15 protein-coding genes, 2 tRNA genes and 3 rRNA genes are annotated in these 20465 nt (G+C 35.2%); 16 read left to right on the top strand and 4 right to left on the bottom strand.

Annotation, left to right across the window (positions count from 1 at the left end):
* Window positions 1-36 precede the first annotated feature (36 nt).
* The 7 genes from nqrE (at window position 37) to rrf (ending at window position 8069) form a co-directional block, all read left to right on the top strand.
* Window positions 37-651: an NADH:ubiquinone reductase (Na(+)-transporting) subunit E gene (gene nqrE, locus ACXGQW_RS04965; protein WP_457823989.1), complete on the top strand. Its 615-nt coding sequence runs from the start codon at window positions 37-39 to the stop codon at window positions 649-651.
* Window positions 652-670: 19 nt separating this feature from the next.
* Complete coding sequence (gene nqrF / locus ACXGQW_RS04960; RefSeq protein ID WP_457823988.1) at window positions 671-1966, top strand: NADH:ubiquinone reductase (Na(+)-transporting) subunit F; 1296 nt, start codon at window positions 671-673, stop codon at window positions 1964-1966.
* Between the two features lie 871 nt (window positions 1967-2837).
* A 16S ribosomal RNA gene (locus ACXGQW_RS04955) occupies window positions 2838-4360 on the top strand.
* Window positions 4361-4445: 85 nt separating this feature from the next.
* Window positions 4446-4519 (top strand) — tRNA-Ile (locus ACXGQW_RS04950).
* 175 nt (window positions 4520-4694) lie between these two features.
* Window positions 4695-4768: transfer RNA gene (locus ACXGQW_RS04945), tRNA-Ala, on the top strand.
* Window positions 4769-5009: 241 nt separating this feature from the next.
* Window positions 5010-7816: ribosomal RNA gene (locus ACXGQW_RS04940) — 23S ribosomal RNA — on the top strand.
* 143 nt (window positions 7817-7959) lie between these two features.
* Window positions 7960-8069, top strand: a 5S ribosomal RNA gene (rrf, locus tag ACXGQW_RS04935).
* The 16S, 23S and 5S rRNA genes sit together here with 2 tRNA genes alongside, the layout of an rRNA operon.
* Window positions 8070-8602: 533 nt before the next feature.
* Here the strand turns inward: rrf and ACXGQW_RS04930 are convergent.
* Window positions 8603-9502 (bottom strand): DUF72 domain-containing protein, encoded by a 900-nt coding sequence (locus ACXGQW_RS04930; protein WP_457823987.1) that lies wholly within the window; start codon window positions 9500-9502, stop codon window positions 8603-8605.
* Between the two features lie 87 nt (window positions 9503-9589).
* On the opposite strand from ACXGQW_RS04930, the gene ACXGQW_RS04925 reads away from it, so the two are divergent.
* From ACXGQW_RS04925 to ACXGQW_RS04885, 9 genes are all read left to right on the top strand, one after another.
* The gene (locus ACXGQW_RS04925) at window positions 9590-10855 is read left to right on the top strand and encodes a Y-family DNA polymerase (protein ID WP_457823986.1); all 1266 of its coding nucleotides are present in this window, start codon (window positions 9590-9592) and stop codon (window positions 10853-10855) included.
* On the top strand, window positions 10855-11277 hold the full coding sequence (locus ACXGQW_RS04920) for a LexA family protein (protein ID WP_457823985.1): 423 nt from the start codon (window positions 10855-10857) through the stop codon (window positions 11275-11277). The genes ACXGQW_RS04925 and ACXGQW_RS04920 overlap by 1 nt, the downstream gene beginning before the upstream one ends.
* Before the next feature lie 483 nt (window positions 11278-11760).
* The gene (locus ACXGQW_RS04915) at window positions 11761-12411 is read left to right on the top strand and encodes a hypothetical protein (protein ID WP_457823984.1); all 651 of its coding nucleotides are present in this window, start codon (window positions 11761-11763) and stop codon (window positions 12409-12411) included.
* Entirely contained in the window at window positions 12398-13075 is a 678-nt protein-coding gene (locus ACXGQW_RS04910) for a hypothetical protein (protein WP_457823983.1), read from the top strand. Before ACXGQW_RS04915 ends, ACXGQW_RS04910 begins: the two co-directional genes overlap by 14 nt.
* Window positions 13065-13550 carry a hypothetical protein gene (locus ACXGQW_RS04905; RefSeq protein WP_457823982.1) on the top strand — a complete coding sequence of 162 codons (486 nt, stop codon included), beginning with the start codon at window positions 13065-13067 and terminating at the stop codon, window positions 13548-13550. Before ACXGQW_RS04910 ends, ACXGQW_RS04905 begins: the two co-directional genes overlap by 11 nt.
* 1 nt (window position 13551) lies before the next feature.
* Window positions 13552-14769 carry a hypothetical protein gene (locus ACXGQW_RS04900; RefSeq protein ID WP_457823981.1) on the top strand — a complete coding sequence of 406 codons (1218 nt, stop codon included), beginning with the start codon at window positions 13552-13554 and terminating at the stop codon, window positions 14767-14769.
* Window positions 14757-15065 carry a PulJ/GspJ family protein gene (locus ACXGQW_RS04895; protein ID WP_457823980.1) on the top strand — a complete coding sequence of 103 codons (309 nt, stop codon included), beginning with the start codon at window positions 14757-14759 and terminating at the stop codon, window positions 15063-15065. Before ACXGQW_RS04900 ends, ACXGQW_RS04895 begins: the two co-directional genes overlap by 13 nt.
* Window positions 15028-15534, top strand: a complete 507-nt coding sequence (locus tag ACXGQW_RS04890; RefSeq protein ID WP_457823979.1) for a type II secretion system protein — start codon at window positions 15028-15030, stop codon at window positions 15532-15534. Before ACXGQW_RS04895 ends, ACXGQW_RS04890 begins: the two co-directional genes overlap by 38 nt.
* Window positions 15524-16603, top strand: coding sequence for a type II secretion system F family protein (locus ACXGQW_RS04885; protein WP_457823978.1), 1080 nt, complete (start codon window positions 15524-15526; stop codon window positions 16601-16603). The genes ACXGQW_RS04890 and ACXGQW_RS04885 overlap by 11 nt, the downstream gene beginning before the upstream one ends.
* A gap of 182 nt (window positions 16604-16785) precedes the next feature.
* Here ACXGQW_RS04885 and ACXGQW_RS04880 read toward each other — a convergent pair whose 3' ends face one another.
* The 3 genes from ACXGQW_RS04880 to ACXGQW_RS04870 are packed head-to-tail and all read right to left on the bottom strand — an operon-like array spanning window position 16786 to window position 20461.
* A complete protein-coding gene (locus tag ACXGQW_RS04880) occupies window positions 16786-17310 on the bottom strand; it encodes a hypothetical protein (RefSeq protein ID WP_457823977.1) in 525 nt (174 codons plus the stop codon).
* Window positions 17282-18304 carry a hypothetical protein gene (locus ACXGQW_RS04875; RefSeq protein WP_457823976.1) on the bottom strand — a complete coding sequence of 341 codons (1023 nt, stop codon included), beginning with the start codon at window positions 18302-18304 and terminating at the stop codon, window positions 17282-17284. Before ACXGQW_RS04875 ends, ACXGQW_RS04880 begins: the two co-directional genes overlap by 29 nt.
* A 3-nt stretch (window positions 18305-18307) precedes the next feature.
* On the bottom strand, window positions 18308-20461 hold the full coding sequence (locus ACXGQW_RS04870) for a type II secretion system protein GspD (RefSeq protein WP_457823975.1): 2154 nt from the start codon (window positions 20459-20461) through the stop codon (window positions 18308-18310).
* Window positions 20462-20465 lie beyond the last annotated feature (4 nt).

Genomic DNA, 20465 nt, shown 5'->3' with positions numbered 1-20465 from the left:
ACCAATGCACAAATCAACATATCAACAAAAAGTAAAATGGATTATATCAACATTTTTGTAAAAAGTATATTTATTGATAATATGGTATTTGCATATTTCTTAGGAATGTGTTCTTACTTAGCAGTATCAAAAACAGTAAATACAGCTGTAGGTTTGGGAGCGGCAGTAGTATTTGTATTGTCAATTACCGTTCCAGTAAACTTCTTAATTGATAGCTATTTATTAAGACCAGGAGCCTTATCTTGGTTAGGAGAAGAGTATGCCAATATTGATTTATCGTTCTTAAGTTTTATCATGTTTATTGCAGTAATTGCATCCATGGTACAATTGGTAGAAATGATTGTAGAAAGATTTGCACCAGCATTGTACGGAGCTTTAGGGATTTTCTTACCATTAATTGCGGTAAACTGTGCCATCTTAGGAGGTTCATTATTTATGCAGCAAAAAGATTTTGCCAACGTTGGAGAATCAGCCGTGTATGGATTAGGATCAGGAATTGGGTGGTTGTTAGCTATCGTTGCCATTGCGGCCATTAGAGAAAAAATTGCTTATTCTCATATTCCAGGACCTTTAAAAGGATTAGGAATTACTTTCATCATTACAGGGCTAATGGCGATTGGTTTTATGAGCTTCTCAGGTATTAAATTATAAAAATAAAGAACAAATAATTATGAATGTAATTGCAATAAGCATTGTTGTTTTCTTGATTATTGTTTTAATCTTAGTAAGTATTTTACTAGGAGCTAAAGCAAAATTACTACCGTCAGGAAAAGTAAAAATTACCATCAACGGAGAAAAGACGATTGAGGTAGATACTGGTAGTTCTTTATTAGGAACATTAGGAAACGAAAAAATATTTTTACCATCAGCCTGTGGGGGTGGAGGTACCTGTTTACAGTGTGAGTGTCATGTTCACTCTGGAGGTGGAGAAGCGCTACCAACAGAAACACCTCACTTTACACGTAAAGAATTAGCTGCGGGTGCTCGTTTAGGGTGTCAGGTTAAGGTTAAGAATGACATGGATATTTCTATTCCAGAAGAAATTTTTGGAATCAAAAAATGGGAAGCTACCGTTGTTCGTAACTACAACGTAGCATCATTTATAAAAGAGTTTGTGGTAGAAATTCCAGAAGATATGGATTACAAAGCAGGAGGATATATTCAAATTGAAATTCCCCCTTGTGAAGTAAATTACAAAGACATGGACATCACTGCGCATCCAAAAGATCACCCAGGAGAACCCGATAAGTTTCACCAAGAATGGGAAAAATTTGGTCTATGGCCTCTAAAAATGAAGAACACGGAGACAGTCGAACGTGCTTATTCTATGGCTTCTTACCCAGCAGAAGGGAGAGAAATCATGCTAAATGTACGTGTTGCTTGCCCTCCTTTTGATAGAGTAAAAGGTGGATGGATGGATGTGAATCCAGGAATTGCTTCCTCTTACGTATTTAACCAAAAGCCAGGAGATAAAGTAACAATTTCAGGACCTTATGGAGAGTTTTTCATTAATAAAAACTCAGATGCTGAAATGATTTATATAGGAGGTGGAGCAGGTATGGCACCAATGAGATCTCACTTGTATGAATTATTCCATACTATGAAAACTGGACGTAAAGTAACCTACTGGTACGGAGGTCGTTCTAAGCGTGAATTATTCTACATACACTATTTTGAAGATTTGATGGAAAAATTCCCTAACTTCAAATTACAGTTAGTATTGTCAGAACCATTACCAGAAGATAACTGGAAAATCAAAAAAGATATTCATGATGATGAAGGAGATGGATTTGTAGGATTTGTGCACCAGTCACTAATTGATAATTATTTATCTACTCACGAAGCCCCAGAAGATATAGAATTTTACTTTTGTGGTCCACCAATGATGAACCAAGCAGTTGTAAAAATGTGTGATGATTTTGGAGTACCAAAAGAAAATGTACGTTTTGACGATTTTGGTGGATAAGCCAAGTCAGATACAAATAAAAAGAGAGTCTATTATATATAATAGACTCTCTTTTTATTTGTATCTGATCAAGACGAGTGTAATAGCCGCAATAGTGATTTAATTTACCTTGGTTACTAATACGATGCTACTTAATCGAATTCATGAACCAAGCCGTGTAAAAAACAGAGATAAATAAGCATCATGCTCAAAATCTACTAACCAACAAGTTCACATATATCGTCTAGGGCGTTCCCCTATGGGTCGGGCTGTCGCTACTCGCTTTTTTTTGGTGCTCGACTAGCGCTCGAACACCCAAAAAAGAGCTCAAACACGCGCTCCATCCCTAACGCAAAGAGTAAAGTTTACCAAAGATATAAGACAGAGAATATATAATCAAAACATAACACCATAAACACATCTCAATAATGTCAAAGTTCTTAAACTTATAGCCACCAACCACCAACCACCAACTATCCCCATTAACCCCCTGACTAGTAACACACTAAAAAAAGAGATAAAAACTTCACGAAAAAACTACGTAAAAACATTAAAATATGCGTATGTTTGCATCCCCTTAGTGGCGAGAACTATTCGAGTTATAAAGGAATAAGATCAGATACATGATATAACATTTAATAAAGGAGCATCTCCTTTACAAACGAGTAAAAAAAAGATTTAGAAATAAATCAACAATTATTTGTTTGGGATTAAATAAAGTTAGTATATTTGCATCCGCTTAGCGAAGCAGCTAAGTTATTAAGTCGCTATGTGACTAAGTTCATTGAGAAATTTGAAATTGACAGCGTAAATTAGAGCGTAAATTACATGACTAGATCATGAGATTTTTTTGAGCATCGTCTAAATAAGCAGTGAGAGCTGTAAAAAAATAACGATGAAGAGTTTGATCCTGGCTCAGGATGAACGCTAGCGGCAGGCTTAACACATGCAAGTCGAGGGGTAACAGGGATAGCTTGCTATTTGCTGACGACCGGCGCACGGGTGCGTAACGCGTATAGAACCTACCATAAACAGGAGGATACCCTTTGGAAACGAAGACTAATACTCCATGGCGATATGATTTGGCATCAGATTATATTTAAAGATTTATTGGTTTATGATGGCTATGCGTCTTATTAGCTAGATGGTAAGGTAACGGCTTACCATGGCAACGATAAGTAGGGGTCCTGAGAGGGAGATCCCCCACACTGGTACTGAGACACGGACCAGACTCCTACGGGAGGCAGCAGTGAGGAATATTGGTCAATGGAGGCAACTCTGAACCAGCCATGCCGCGTGAAGGATGACTGCCCTATGGGTTGTAAACTTCTTTTATAGAGGAAGAAACGTGGTTACGTGTAACCATTTGACGGTACTCTACGAATAAGGACCGGCTAACTCCGTGCCAGCAGCCGCGGTAATACGGAGGGTCCAAGCGTTATCCGGAATCATTGGGTTTAAAGGGTTCGTAGGCGGGCTAATCAGTCAGAGGTGAAATCCAGCAGCTTAACTGTTGAACTGCCTTTGATACTGTTAGTCTTGAGTTATATGGAAGTAGATAGAATATGTAGTGTAGCGGTGAAATGCATAGATATTACATAGAATACCGATTGCGAAGGCAGTCTACTACGTATATACTGACGCTGATGAACGAAAGCGTGGGGAGCGAACGGGATTAGATACCCCGGTAGTCCACGCCGTAAACGATGGACACTAGTTGTTGGGCACAAGTTCAGTGACTAAGCGAAAGTGATAAGTGTCCCACCTGGGGAGTACGGTCGCAAGATTGAAACTCAAAGGAATTGACGGGGGCCCGCACAAGCGGTGGAGCATGTGGTTTAATTCGATGATACGCGAGGAACCTTACCAGGGCTTAAATGTAGGATGCATTGTTTAGAGATAGACATTTCTTCGGACTTCTTACAAGGTGCTGCATGGTTGTCGTCAGCTCGTGCCGTGAGGTGTCAGGTTAAGTCCTATAACGAGCGCAACCCCTATTTTTAGTTGCTAACAGGTTAAGCTGAGGACTCTAGAGAGACTGCCGGTGCAAACCGCGAGGAAGGTGGGGATGACGTCAAATCATCACGGCCCTTACGTCCTGGGCTACACACGTGCTACAATGGTAATGACAGAGGGCAGCTACCTGGTGACAGGATGCGAATCTTCAAACATTATCACAGTTCGGATTGGAGTCTGCAACTCGACTCCATGAAGCTGGAATCGCTAGTAATCGCATATCAGCCATGATGCGGTGAATACGTTCCCGGGCCTTGTACACACCGCCCGTCAAGCCATGGAAGCTGGGAGTGCCTGAAGTCGGTCACCGTTAAGGAGCCGCCTAGGGTAAAACTGGTAACTAGGGCTAAGTCGTAACAAGGTAGCCGTACCGGAAGGTGCGGCTGGAACACCTCCTTTCTAGAGAAACGAGATGTATGTTACAAAGAGATTATTTACCTCTAAGCTGTTAATTTAAAAAGATATAGAATACAATCACATATTGAGTCTCGTAGCTCAGCTGGTTAGAGCGCTACACTGATAATGTAGAGGTCGGCAGTTCGAGTCTGCCCGAGACTACAAACAAAGTTTGTTTAGGCGGTTATTAATTGCTAAACAATTACTTTAAAGTAAAGAGTATTAGATTGTATTTTAAAAAGGAAATTCTAGAAGCAACGCAATTCAATTAGCAATTGACCATAAGCAATTAACAATTATTGAAAATTGTAGATTGAAGATTGTTCATTGCAAATAAGGGGGATTAGCTCAGCTGGCTAGAGCGCTTGCCTTGCACGCAAGAGGTCATCGGTTCGACTCCGATATTCTCCACAAGGCTATGCCTTGAGGTATTTATTTATCTTACAGGTATATAACAGTCACCCTGATTTAAATTCAGTGGCGACTCGCCACCGTTCATTGACATATTGATATTATAAATATGGGAAACCATATTTACTTGAGTAGACATTAATAGTTAATATTGAGTACGAAGTACAAAGTATTAACTAAAGATAAAAATAAAATATTACAGTCGATGACTGTAATTAAAGATTAAAGACGCAAAAGAGTACAATAAGCTAATTAAGGGTGTATGGCGGATGCCTAGGCTCTCAGAGGCGAAGAAGGACGTGATAAGCTGCGATAAGCTACGGGGATTTGCACATAAGAATTATATCCGTAGATTTCCGAATGGGGCAACCCACTATGTTGAAGGCATAGTACCGAGAGGAGCAAACCCGGTGAACTGAAACATCTAAGTAACCGGAGGAAGAGAAAATAATAATGATTTCGTTAGTAGTGGCGAGCGAACGCGAAAGAGCCCAAACCCATTCTGTTACGGCAGGCTGGGGGTTGTAGGACTGAGTTATTGAGAAGCAATCGAATTAGAATAACCTGGAAAGGTTAACCACAGAGGGTGATAGTCCCGTATAGGTAAGAGAAGCGATCATATCAGATTCCTGAGTAGGGCGGGGCACGAGGAACCCTGTCTGAATCTGCCGGGACCATCCGGTAAGGCTAAATACTCCTGAGAGACCGATAGTGAACTAGTACCGTGAGGGAAAGGTGAAAAGAACCCTAAGTAAGGGAGTGAAACAGATCCTGAAACCGTACACCTACAAGCGGTCGGAGCCATTTTACATGGTGACGGCGTGCCTTTTGCATAATGAGCCTACGAGTTACTTTATCTAGCAAGGTTAAATTCTTAAGGAATGGAGCCGTAGCGAAAGCGAGTCTTAATAGGGCGTTTTAGTTAGGTTGAGTAGACGCGAAACCTGGTGATCTACCCATGGGCAGGTTGAAGCTGTGGTAACACACAGTGGAGGACCGAACCCGTTGACGTTGAAAAGTCTTGGGATGACCTGTGGGTAGGGGTGAAAGGCCAATCAAACCAGGAAATAGCTCGTACTCCCCGAAATGCATTTAGGTGCAGCGTTGTATTATAGTTATATAGAGGTAGAGCTACTGATTGGATGCGGGGGCTTCATCGCCTACCAATTCCTGACAAACTCCGAATGCTATATAATGGTTTACAGCAGTGAGGGCATGGGTGCTAAGGTCCATGTCCGAGAGGGAAAGAACCCAGACCATCAGCTAAGGTCCCCAAATATATGTTAAGTTGAATAAACGAGGTTTGACTGCCTAGACAGCTAGGATGTTGGCTTGGAAGCAGCCATTCATTTAAAGAGTGCGTAACAGCTCACTAGTCGAGCGGTCGAGCATGGATAATAATCGGGCATAAACATATTACCGAAGCTATGGATTTGTAACGTAAGTTATAAGTGGTAGGGGAGCATTCTAGTTGTGCAGAAGGTGTTCCGTAAGGAATGCTGGAACGGCTAGAAAAGAAAATGTAGGCATAAGTAACGATAAGGCGGGTGAGAAACCCGCCCTCCGAAAGACTAAGGTTTCCTCAGCGATGCTAATCAGCTGAGGGTTAGTCAGGACCTAAGGCGTACCCGAATGGGGAAGTCGATGGACAACAGGTTAATATTCCTGTACACGCACCCGTTAAAAGTGACGGATTGCCCAGATCTTTACGTACTGACGGAATAGTACGTTGAGCCTAGCCTTCGGGCGAAGCGAAAAGAAGTAAGCGGTTCCAAGAAAAGCGAGGGCTGCGTCCTGTACCGTAAACCGACACAGGTAGTTGGGATGAGTATTCTAAGGAGCTCGAGTGATTCATGGCTAAGGAACTAGGCAAAATCGACCCGTAACTTCGGGAGAAGGGTCGCCCTTAATTAAATTTAAGGGCCGCAGTGAAAAGGTCCAGGCGACTGTTTATCAAAAACACAGGGCTCTGCTAAAACGAAAGTTGATGTATAGGGCCTGACACCTGCCCGGTGCTGGAAGGTTAAGTGGAGGGTTTAGATGCAAATCGAAGATCTGAAATGAAGCCCCAGTAAACGGCGGCCGTAACTATAACGGTCCTAAGGTAGCGAAATTCCTTGTCGGGTAAGTTCCGACCTGCACGAATGGTGCAACGATCTGGACACTGTCTCAGCCATGAGCTCGGTGAAATTGTAGTATCGGTGAAGATGCCGATTACCCGCTACGGGACGAAAAGACCCCGTGAACCTTTACTATAGCTTAGTATTGGCTTTGGATAAGTAATGTGTAGGATAGGTCGGAGACATTGATCATGCGTCGCTAGGCGTGTGTGAGTCGTTGTTGAAATACGACCCTTTGCTTATCTAGAGTCTAACCCAGTGATGGGGACAGTGCTTGGTGGGTAGTTTGACTGGGGTGGTCGCCTCCAAAAGAGTAACGGAGGCTTCTAAAGGTACCCTCAGTACGCTTGGTAACCGTACGTAGAGTGCAATGGCATAAGGGTGCTTGACTGGGAGACCTACAAGTCGATCAGGTTGGAAACAAGAGCATAGTGATCCGGTGGTTCCGCATGGAAGGGCCATCGCTCAAAGGATAAAAGGTACTCCGGGGATAACAGGCTGATCTCCCCCAAGAGCTCACATCGACGGGGGGGTTTGGCACCTCGATGTCGGCTCGTCACATCCTGGGGCTGGAGAAGGTCCCAAGGGTTGGGCTGTTCGCCCATTAAAGTGGCACGCGAGCTGGGTTCAGAACGTCGTGAGACAGTTCGGTCTCTATCTGTAGCGGGCGTTAGAAATTTGCGTGGATTTGACTCTAGTACGAGAGGACCGAGTTGAACTAACCTCTGGTGTATCAGTTGTTCCGCCAGGAGCATTGCTGAGTAGCTACGTTGGGAAGGGATAAGCGCTGAAAGCATATAAGCGCGAAACCCACCACAAGATGAGATTTCTTTAAAGGGTGGTTGTAGACTACGACCTTGATAGGATATAGGTGTAAAGGCAGTAATGTCATAGCCGAGTATTACTAATAACCCATAGGCTTATGTACTTGCGGACTTTAATGATTTTAGTTACTCAAAGAATTGGAAACATGATTTATAATATCAATATGTTAACACATAATTAGTTGTGGGTTTTTCGTTGTTAGTATGATACTACTAACAAACAACGAACAACCACCAACCAAGACCTTAAGGTGATTATTGCAATAGGGCTCACCTCTTCCCATTCCGAACAGAGAAGTTAAGCCTATTCGCGCAGATGGTACTAGCACTTGCTGGGAGAGTATGTCATCGCCTTTTTTTGATTCTAAAATCACATTAGAATTTACAAACCTCATTCAATTCAATTGAATGAGGTTTTTTTGTTTTTATGAGTGTATACTGTACCTAGTATCAACGCTGAAAACAGTGGTTAAGAACTAGAAGAGTCAAGTTGGTAATGGCTTCTCGACTCCGCTCAGAGACCGTTATAGGTGTTAGAGCTAAACCCGAGAGCTATTTGTGTTATAGTCTTTCTCCAATATTCTTTGTTATTTTGGCTTAGCTGAATCACCTAAATACTAGAATTTATAGACACCAAAGTTCGATTGAGTAATCTCTGTGATTTCCAATTTCGACCTCTCGGTAAGGTTGTTATAGGTGTTCGAGCGGAGTCGAGAACGATTCTAGAAAAGATTACACTTTTGAAAATTGGATTTTATTGTTTGCGTTAGGGATAGTAGCGGCATCCTTTTACTGTCAGTTTGAGTGAATTTACGGAGTGAAACGGAATAAATTTGTATCGAAAACTAGTAAAAGATATAGCGGATAGCCCGACCCATAGGGGAACGCCATTAGAATAATGTTTGTTGTGAACTTTGGATGTCTTCTAATGTTAAAGGTATTTTGATATTTAGTTTTAGCCTTTCATTTAATTTTTTTATAAAGTAGGAGGAGAGTTTTACAGATTCTATTTCTGTATTTTGATGAATGAAAAAAGAGATACTTTTGAGTCCTTGAGAATGCCAAATTGTTAAACGATCTATCCAAGAATCAAGTCTTAAATAATCGGTCGAATGATTGGCACCCACGAATCGGATAAATACGTTAGGAGACGTTAAACTCATATGAATCAAATCTCTTCTACCTGCTGTATCGGTAATAATGTTACTAATATTACTCTTGACATAGAACTGATACAATTCTGTAGAGATAGAGGTGTTGAACCAATCTGTATGTCTCAATTCTATAGCAAGTGGAATTTTGCCTGGCCACATGTTGATATAGTTTTTTAGTGTTTCAAATTCGTTTGGTGAGTAATTTTCATGCATTTGTAAAAATACGCAACCCAGCTTACTGCCAAAAGCTCTAACGTTGTTGGTATATATTTCCGTTATAGGATACGAAAGTTCGCTTAATTTATGAATATGAGAAATATCTTGAATAATTTTAGGATAGAACTTGAAGTTACTAGATGTTTTTTCTTTCCATTTTAGAATTTGTTCTTGACTGTAAATTTTATAAAATGTAGCGTTTAGCTCTATAGCGTTGAATTGCGAACTGTAATATTTAAGCTCGTCCTTGGTACCTCTCGGATAAAAATTCTTTAAATCTTGTTTATTCCATTTAGCACAGCCTATATAATAAGTAGTCCCGGTTTTGTGGATTGGATTGAATATAGTTCGTGTGTTTGGGTGATCTGGAGGTAATGTAAAATCTATATTTGCTGGATTTGCTACTTTTCCGAATTGCATTTTATGGGTTGATTTGTTTCGTTAAAAATACTTTGTAATTTAAATATAATGCATAATGATTACATACTTTGGTTTACTTTTGTACTCATGTATGGAATAGTTGATTGTAATAGTTTTTATGCATCGTGCGAACGAGCTTTTAGACCAGATTTAAAAGGAAAACCTATTGTGGTTTTGTCTAATAATGATGGTTGTGTGATTGCTCGCAGTAGTGAAGCGAAAGCTTATAAAGATATTCCTATGGGAGCTCCTGCCTTTAAATTCGAGCATAAGTTTAGAGCTTATGGCTTTCAGGTTTTCTCATCAAATTATGCGCTGTACGGAGATATGAGCAAAAGAGTGATGAAAATTATATCAGATTATGTTGACGAGATTGAAAACTACTCTATAGACGAAGCGTTTTTTAAAATAAACGTAAACACTGATGAAGAAGCTAAAGCGATTGGTGAGAAAATACAAAAAGAGATTTTGAAGCAGTTAGGATTGCCAGTAAGTGTGGGTATTGCTCAAAGTAAAGCACTGGCAAAAGTGGCAAATAATATTGTGAAAAAATATAATGCTACTATAGGGAATGTTTACGTGATTTCGACAGAGCAACAACGCATAAAAGCTCTAAAATGGACAAGAATAGGTGATGTTTGGGGGATTGGTAGGGGCTTGAAAGGACAATTATTGGGGATGGGAGTTAACAAAGCTTACGACTATACTCTACTATCTGATAACTTAGTTAGAAAGCGTTTTTCTGTTGTAGGATTGCGTTTAAAACATGATTTAGAAGGCAAAGCTGCACTAGGGCTAGATGATGGTTTTAAAAGAAATAAAAAAGTAATTGCGGTTACTCGTAGTTTTCCTGTTGAAATTAAAGATTTGTATGAATTAGAGGAGCGTGTTGCAACCTTTGCCAACAGATGTGCAGAAAAATTGAGACAGCAAAATAGTGAGTGTTCTAGTGCTTATATTTTTTTAAGGTCTAATCGGTTTGGTGATGAGTATATAAAATTGAGTGGCATGGTACATTTTAGTTTTGAAACTAGCTCTAGTATTACGATCACCAAGCAAGTGTTAAAAAAGCTTAGAGAAATTTTTAAAAAGGAATATCAATACAAAAAAGCTGGAGTTATACTTATGGGACTGAAACCTACTAATCTCCACCAGACCCGTATGTTTTCAGATGAAGATCCAAAACATAAGTTATTAATGAATACTTTGGATAGCTTAAATAAGAAACTAGGAAAAGGTAAGTTGAAGCTAGCGAATCAGGATATTAAAAAGACATGGAAAATGAGGCAAGAGCGTTTATCGCCAGAGTATACAACAAATTTTAGAGATATTATAAAAATAAACTGTAAGTGATGGGGATAAAGTTTTATAAATTTAGTTCCAATGGTTTTGTAAAGATTCCAATTGTAGAAAACGGTATAAAGGCCGGTTTTCCTTCTCCTGCAGAAGATTTTGAAAATAAAGAGATTTCCTTAGATAAGGAATTGATTAGAGATAAAACTGCTACTTTTTTTGCAAGGGTTGATGGTAATTCTATGCTAGATGCAGGGATAAGCGACGGAGATTTACTTGTAGTAGATAGAAGTTTAGAGCCTAAAAATGGAAAAATAGCGGTTTGCATGTTGGACGGCGATTTTACAGTTAAAAGATTAAGAGTTACGAGTGAAGGGGTGTATTTGGTTCCAGAGAATAAAGAGTTTGGAGATATAAGAGTAGAGGAGCACCAAGAATTAGTTATTTGGGGAATTGTTACTTATGTGGTGAAAAGTGTGTAGTATTCTGGAATTCTAAAAAAAGCTGTCTATATTATGGAGGAGGTAGGTTAGGATTGGCAACGATAAACAACTCTAGTATAATTGCAAGTGAAAAATAAATATAGATTATTTCCTTAATAAAAGGAAGCAGAAGAGTTTATGGAAATCAGCAATCACTTTCCAGAAATTCCTTTCGGTGACAATTTTAGAAAGAACGACAAGAAGACTTTTTAAATGACCAGTGAGTTGTTAAAAAAAAATAGAGCTATCGCTTTATACCGTTTAACAACCAAGATATATAAGTTATCAAAAAGAAGAGTCGAAAGAAAGAGTCGTCTTAAAATCAAATTATCTAAAACGGAAGCTTTACTTTTAAAGTGGTAGAAAATAATTTTTAGTAGAAAAAAATCTGACCCAAATTTGGTGGAGATTCCGTTGTTACATAATAATCAAAGAATATAGAATTTAGTTAATTAAATAGTATTTTTGATTAAAATTTAAGGAATGAAGATATCAATTTATTTTTTTCTAGGTCTATTTGTAGCTAGTTGTGCTGTGCATAAGTACGACAGAAGCTTGAATAAGGGCATGCTAGATATTGTCAACGAAAAAGGGGAGGTCATATCAGGATTACAAAATATTGATAATGTTGATTTGAGCTATAGTTATAAGAAAATTTCTTTAAAGGAGGTTTATTTGAAACAATTAAAGAAAGTAGTTGATAGCCAAGACGTAAAAATCATTAGAGAAAATTATGTTTTATTAGATATTGATATTAAGAATAAGATTAATTTGATTGCAAATTTGAATGATTCGAATTTAAAAAAATACTTAATTCAAAGCCCTAAGAATACATTAATAACAGGACTTAGTTTTCTGTATAAAAAAGATGAATTGGGTGTTTTTCGTAATGCTCAAAAAATTACTTTAACTATCAAGGGAGGAACTCCAAACCTCAACATTGTTGGAAACAACAGAAGTGTAAATAAAGGTATTTCAGATTTACTTATTTTAGATGTTAGAACTTCGGCTATTTGCTTTGGTGTAAAAGGGTTGACAAGTTATGATATTATTGATGTTATGAAAAATTTAAGCGATAAGTGTGTCGATTCGAGGAAAATTAAACTTAAAAAAGAAATTTATGAAGGTTTTTAAAGTTATTGTTCTTTTCAGTTTTTTAGGATTATTATCATGTGAAGGAGTTCTATTAGAAGAAGATATAAGTGATAAAAAGATAAAGTTAATTGCACCATCAAATAATTCCAAATTAGAAAATAGAGACTTACATAACTTTTCTTGGGAAGAAATTGATGTAGAAACAGATTATCAAATTCAATTGGCAAGGCCAAATTTCACGAATCCCGATGAAATAGTTTTGGATTCTATTGTGTCCAATCACAGGATTAGCTTATCGGTGCAACCGGGTAATTATGAATGGAGGGTAAGGGCAAAAAATAGTGCTTATACATCCGCTTATACAAGTCCATTTTTATTTGAGGTTGAATCATCTGCGGACAATAACAGTGACAATGAAACAGTTATCTTATTCTCACCGTCTGACAATTCTTCGTTAGAACGACAAGATACTTATAATTTTAGCTGGGAAGAATTGAATATTGCTACGAGTTACCAAATTCAGATTGTAACTCCAGACTTTAGTAATCCTATGCAAAAGGTTGTTGACTCTACGCTGTCGGCAACAGACATTGATGTTGAATTAAATCCTGGAACTTATCAATGGAGAGTAAGAGGAAGCAACAATAACAATAGTTTTGATTACGGAAATCCATTTAATTTTTCGATAATAGATGGTCAATAGAACTCCTGAGAATAAAAAGAGATTTACACAATTATTAGTGGTGTTGGTAATTGTAATTTGGGGAGTGTTCTTCATTAAAATTTTTAATTTTTATGGAGATGAACAAGTAATAAATTATGTTGCAACTCCTGTAGAAAAAATACTATTGAGAAAAAAAATACAGGTAGAAAAAATTCAACTTTCTTACGATGATCCTTTTGGAATGATCGTTAATAAAAAGATTGTTAAAAGGAAACCAGTAGCTGTTAAAAAAAAATCTAAACCTAAAAGGAAAATTATATTTCCTACAATAATTTATAATGGCTTTATTGGCAGTAATTCGGATATTAAGTTTTATGTGGTAACCATAAGAGGTAAGCAACATTATCTAAAATTAAATCAAGATATTTCTGAGGTAAAGTTAGTGGAAGGAAATGCGAAAAGTATTTCTTTTTTAAAGGATGGTGAGATTAAATCATTTTTGTTATCAAAATAAGATGAAAATTTTTATTAAGAAAATTGAATCAGGAGCATTACAATTGGTTGTTTTTGTTGCAATAATTCTGTTTTTATTAATGTCGTCTTTGATTTTGTTAGATTACTTTAATAAAAAAAATCAGCTAGTTTTTTTATTTGATAAAGAAGTACAAGTGAAAAATATTGAGTCCTTCAAAAATCTCAACCATTCAAAAACAAGTGAAGAACTTTATTTACTAGGAAAAAGGGGAAGCGTAGAAAAAGAGTATTTCAATTATGGAAGTTTTCGGATACTAAACACTAGTACGGTACTAGCAAATAGTAGGATCAGGAATTACGCTTTTATGGGAGGTAAACCAAGTGAAACCTCCATCACGTTAGAAAATCATCAATTTGGGCTTTCTATTTCGGGAACTACAAGAATTGAAGGTAATCTCAAATTGCCCAAAGAAGGAATAAAAGCTGGTTTTGTTAATGGAAGATACTATTATGGCAATCAGTTAAACTATTTTGGAGTTGTATCGCCGTCAAAAGAAAAAATAGCGCAGCCTAGAAATGTAACTTACTTAAATGATTTTATAACAAAAGATTTGCGAAGTTATATAAACGAACTAAAGCCCAATTTAATTTATCACAATTCATTTTCTTTACCAACTAAGGTCTATCGTAGCTCTAGGTCTATTCATTTAAAAAAATTGAAAATATCTGGTAACATAGTTATTAATTCTAGTGAGGAAATTCACGTATATGAAACTACTAATTTGGAGGACGTAATCTTAATGGCTCCAAAAATTGTAATTCATCAGAGAACAAAAGGTGTATTTCAGGCTATAGCCACAGAGAATATTTTAGTAGAGAGAAATGTAAAAATGTACTATCCATCTGCTCTAGTCTTAAAAGACATTAATAAAACTGCTAAACTTGAAATTTTAGAAAATGTCAATTTTATGGGGATTATTATGTATCTTAAAAATGAAAACAAAGACTTTAGAAGTATCAATATTAAAATAAGCAAAGGAACTACTATTTTAGGTGATATCTACTGTGAAGGAGGTTTATTTATTACCGGAGCCACAGTTGATGGGAGTCTTAAGTCAAAATACCTTATACATAAAACACTAGGGAGTACCTATATTAATATGTTGTCCGATGTTAGAGTTTCCAACAAAAAAGGGTATCAGCTGTTCTCGGGGCTTAGCTGGGAAGATAATTATAAGGTGATGAAATGGCTATATTGAAAAAATTGAAAGGAAGCACGTTAGTCGAAGTTTTAGTCTCATCAGTTATTATGAGCGTACTACTTACTATATCTACATATACTATTTTAAATTTAAGCAGAGATAACTATTTGTTTAGGTTAAGTATGGATATAAATATCTTAAATGAGACTTTTTATTTTGAACTGCATGGTAATAAAGAGATGCAAAGCAAATTACAAGAAAATATTTCTATGAAAAATTTTAAAGACTCTTTTCAATTGTCAATTGAAGATAAAAATGGGCAGCCAATCAAAAGGTATGGAGGTAAAAACTAGCATAAAAAGCTTTACAATTATCGAACTTTTGGTGGTATTGCTCATTACATCCATCATTATGGGAATTGTATTTTCTGTACATCAGTTTGTAAACAAACAGTTTCATGAAAAGTCTCTTTTAGAAAGGTCAAATAGTAACATCAATTTTTTGGAAAAAAAACTTTGGAGAGAATTTAATAATTCTATTTGTTATATAGGTGAATCAAAGTTTCAGTTAAATTTTAAAAAGGGAAACTTAATTTCGGAGTTTGTTATTGAAGAAGATTTTGTACTAATAAATAAAGATACATTTGATTTGTATGTTGAAAATTTTTTCTTTTATAATAAAGGAGAAAGTGTAATAAGAGGTAGAGTGGATGCTTTGAAGTTGATTATACCTATCAAAAATAATATTAAAAGGGAAATTTTTGTTTATAAACAAGAAGATGTAGAAAGCCTGTTAAACGATAATATAGACTATGGGAAGTAAATCTGTTTGGACCAAAGAAATCACTCTTTTTAATTCGTCACTAAATAGCAAATCTAAGGCAGCTTTCTATACAGAAGTTGCTATCATGTTGTCTTCAGGAATAAATTTATTGGAAGCTATTAAAATGGGGATCTTACAGTTAAAAAATAAAGACCAAACTTTGTTTAATTCTATAATAAAAAAACTAATTGGAGGTGATTCTTTGCATCAGGCTCTTTCAAAATATCCTGAAATATTCTCTGCATATGAGTTAACCTCAATTAAAATTGGAGAAGAAACAGGTAGTTTGATTGAAGTTTTTAGCAAAATGGGTGCTTTTTTTCAGAAAAAAATTATGCAGAAGCAAAACATTATGAACGCGATTACTTATCCTATCATTGTTTTAGTTACCGCGTTATTTTCTGTTGGCTTTATGCTGAAGTTTGTTGTACCCATGTTTGCGGACGTATTTAAACAAAACGGTGTTGAGTTGCCTGTGATAACCCAACAAGTGATAAAAGTATCAAACTTTTTTCAAAATAATTTCTTTCTTATTTTACTTGGATTACTAGCTGTTATTTTAGGATACATCTATTTGTTAAAAAATAAAAGGTTTAAAGAGGTAAATGATAATTTGGTTCTAAAAGTACCCATTTTAGGTAATTTAATATATAAGAATAATTTATTGACTTTAACAGAATCGTTAACTTTACTTTTAGCATCTAATGTGCCTTTGCTGTTTTCAATACAATTGTCAGAAGAGATGCTAACTTTTTTACCTTTAAAGAAAGCAATAAGTAAAATAGAAAAAGAGATGATTAAAGGTAAAGGTATTGCTGTTGTGGTGGAATCAGAAAAAATATTTGACCGAAAATTCAAATCTTTAATACAAGTAGCAGAAGAAACAAATAATATGCACTACGCTTTTAACACGCTTTCACAGTTCTACACTAAGGAGTTGGAGTCGATTTCTAAGCGGATGGCTACTATATTAGAACCTATAGTAATTATTGTTCTAGGTGGAATTGTGGGTTTGATTTTAGTAGCTATGTATCTACCAATGTTTAAACTAAGTACCGTGATTTCGTAAATAAATTACGCTATCATATCTGGTAAGTTTGTAACATGATATGCAACTTACACTCATTGCTTGCTAAGTTATAAATTACCTGATAACTCAAAGTACCCATAAAACGTAGAAATGAATACGTTGTTTTGCTCTATTAAAGTTGAACAAAAGTACAGATTATTTGATTGATGGTTTAAATATCTCTATTCAATTACCCGTAGAATAACATCGCAGTTTAGCTCATTTTTATCAGTTCGATAATTTTTTACTTTTTCAAAATTCAAGTGAACAATACTTCCTAATGACTGAATTTCAATTTCATTGATACTTTTTAAAGTATTTTTAAACTGCCCATTCAATTTGAAAATATAACTGGTTTGTAAATTCTTATCAGAAATTTGAAGTTTGTGTGGTTTTTGATAAGATGATATTTTTACCTTGTTTTCGTCACAAATCGTTTGAATTTTTTCAAAGATGTAATTGGATAAATTTAAATTGTTGTGAATTTCAAGTTCACTCAGAATACTATCATAAGCAATTTTTTTTTGTTGGATTAAACTTAGTTGAGCAATCGCTTTTTGATTAGCAAAGAGCTCTTCTTTTAATGTTTTTTTTTCGCAATACAAATTCCAACTTTTTACTAACGATAATTGATATACAATCATGATCATAACGAAAAACGTAAGTGCTAAAATTTTATTATTTTGTAGAAGTCTCTTTATTTTCATTTAAGTAAATAGCTAGTTTGAACTCAGAGGTTGTTTTTAAATCATTGAAAGTTAAAATTTCTACAGACTTTATCAAAGTTAATGCTTCTAATTCAAAAATCCATTTCTGAATATCATCGTGAACTTTACTGTATCCTCTGATAATTATTTGATTCTGATCGAATAAAATATCTTTATCTTTTTTGACCTTCTTTAAAATAGGCTGAAAATTAATTTGATTCAGTAGAATAGAACTTGGCTTAATCAATAATATTTGATCTATGTAGTTGCCTATGTTTGTGTTAGACAATTTGTTAATTTGATTTATCAATTTCTCTTGTTGCTCAATCGTAGTTTTCAAATTATTGAATATTAGTAGTCTCTCATTATTAAATGTCTTCTGTTCCTTCAACTTTAGGAGTTTGGGGTATTGAAAACCATAGTAGGTGGCACTAAATACTATGAGAGAACCTATTATACAAACAGCAGCTATTTGATAAAAATAATTTTTTTGAATTGAGTTACTCGCTTTTTCAAGCTTTTGCTGTAAAACTTTAAAATCGCCATAAAATGTTATTTCCTTAGAATTTTCAATAAAGCTAATTAGTGATGTTGATCCGAAATAGCATTTAGAAAACCTTATATCTTTATTGCTAGCAGTATTTAAAATATTTTCTAAGTAACTTTTTCTAATAATAGAAGCAGTGCTCATATGATCAATATGATAGAAAAAATCGTCTGTATTGATACTAAATATCTGCATTATAAAGTTAATGCTATTTTTTTCATCTAGCTTAATACTAGAGTCAATTTGCTGGGTAATAACTTGATTATTATTAATGTAGAGAAATAGAGGGGGCTTACTATTTTTAAGTTGATCCAAAGCTTGCTCAATAGTTTCAAACGTGTCATGTCCAATTTTTTTCACATCTTCTTTTGGTCCAGAAAATTGGTGTAGGTGTATCTGAGAAGATGAAATTTCTACAACGTTAATATTTTGATTTATCAGAATCACAGACTATTGAATAATGGTAGGTTTTATTAAAATGGATAATTTTCTAGTAACATCTTCTTTCCTTTTGGAGCTAAACAAGTATTTTAAGATGGGGATTCTAGATAATATAGGAACTCCTGTATTACTATCATTATCTCTTTTTTCTTCTAGTCCACCTAAAATAATCATATCATTGTTAAACACCCTAATAGCTGAACTAAATTCTCTAGAATTTATACCTGGTGGGGCTTCTTCGCTAATTCGTGTACCATTAAAATTAGATTGAATAACATTTATATTCAGTGTAATACTACCATCACCAGAAACTAGCGGAGTCAAATTTATACCTAATTGAGCATCAATCGGATAAAAATTGGTGATTTCTGAGGTTTGAGGATTTTGTGTCCCAATAATATTGGTCTGTGTTACTGCGTAATAAGTAGTTTCACCAATAGATAGTCTTGCACTATGGCTATTTAGCGTAGCTAATTTAGGAGTAGATTTTACTTTGATAACACCATTAGATTCCATAGCCCTTATACTTGCATAGAAATTGGGAACAACCCTACCGATATTTTTAATTCCAAACGCATCAAACCCCCCAATAATTCTATTGATTTCGTTTGCCCCTAAATTTAAGTTTGTATCTGGGAAAGCTTGACCATTCAGCTGAGTAGGAGTATCTCGAACACCAAAATCTATTCCTGTATCAATATTTAGAGATTTATTAGTTTCAATAATCATAACCTCAATTAAAACAATAGGTACAGGTTTATCAATATATTCAACAAATTTTTCAAACTTATTTACTTTAATAGCAGGTCCTTCTACAATAAAGCTGTTCAGCTCAGAGTCTACTTTAACTTCAAGACCATCGGTATACTGAGAAGGGATTAGGTCTTGGAAATTTTGCACGCTTGCAGAAGAACCAGAGCTCCTGGGAGTTTCAAAATTAGTACTTGTATTTCTGTTATTGCCGTTTGAATTAAAGTTATTATTGTTTATTCCATTGCTGTTAAAGTTATTGCTTCCATTATTAAAATCATTTAAATTATTGTTAAAACCACCATTATTGAAACTACTGCCATTGTTATTTAGCGAATTTCTGAAGGATGATTCGCCAGAATCACTAAAAACTTGTATGCTACGATGTCGTAATGGAATAGCTACTGACTTATGAATTTGCTTTTGTTTATTTTCACCAAAAAAATAAAAGTTATTTTCCTTTTTGTAGGAAAATTGTGAATCCTCCAAAATATATTTTAATAAATCATCAAAAAAGATGTTTTTAGCGTTTACTGTTGCTTTACCAGCACTTTCCAACGGAGCGGTTGTAAAACTATTGATTTGTAAGTCGTATCCAATAGTTTCTATAATTTCAGAGATATTGGTATTGGTAAATTCAACGTCCAAAAGTTGTTTCACTGTATCTTTGACCTTATAGTAGAACTGGTTATTCTGATATTTTTTTCTTGAAGGTCTCTTTCGGTTATTTCTGTTATTACGATTATCACTCGTATCTTCGTATTCAATATCATTTCTTTCAAAAATATAATGATTATTGGTGGTTTTTTTAAGTATTAGGTCGTTAGTAAAAGCTAATTTGTCTAGAGCATCGTCTACAGGCAATTTATTAATATAACCTGTTAATTTAATATTTTCCATGCCAGGTGCAAATACTAAATTTTTGCTGGTAAGCTGAGATATTTTCTTGAATACTTGAAACAGTGTATCTTTTTTTAGTTCAAAACTTAAAGCCCTATCGTTTTGTGAAAAATCTATTTTTAAATTTTTAGCGATATATTTTTTTCTAGGAGCAATATATTTTTTTAAAGCAATAATGTTTCCTGTAAAATTGAGTGTCAGGTTATACTCTTTACACAAGTACAACAGAATATCCTTTACCTTAGCATCGCTAAAATTGTTAGATAACGAAATAGAATTTAGAGAAGTATCAATACCAATGTCTACTTGATGTAAGTTGGCTACAGCATTTACAAAATCTGGTAACTTGGTGTTTTTTACGTTGAAATTTACCGTTTTCAGCAAGCCCTCTTTTTCAATAGCGAGTGTATTGAGTTTTTGTTCTAAGATATCTAAGCGGTTGTTGCTTCTATCGTTTTGAGCAAAGAGTGCAATTTTTATTAAAAAGATGCAAATAGTAATATAAATTCTCATTTTT

It is taken from the genome of Wenyingzhuangia sp. IMCC45533, assembly GCF_054111225.1.
This window is presented reverse-complemented; position numbering and strand designations above follow the sequence as displayed.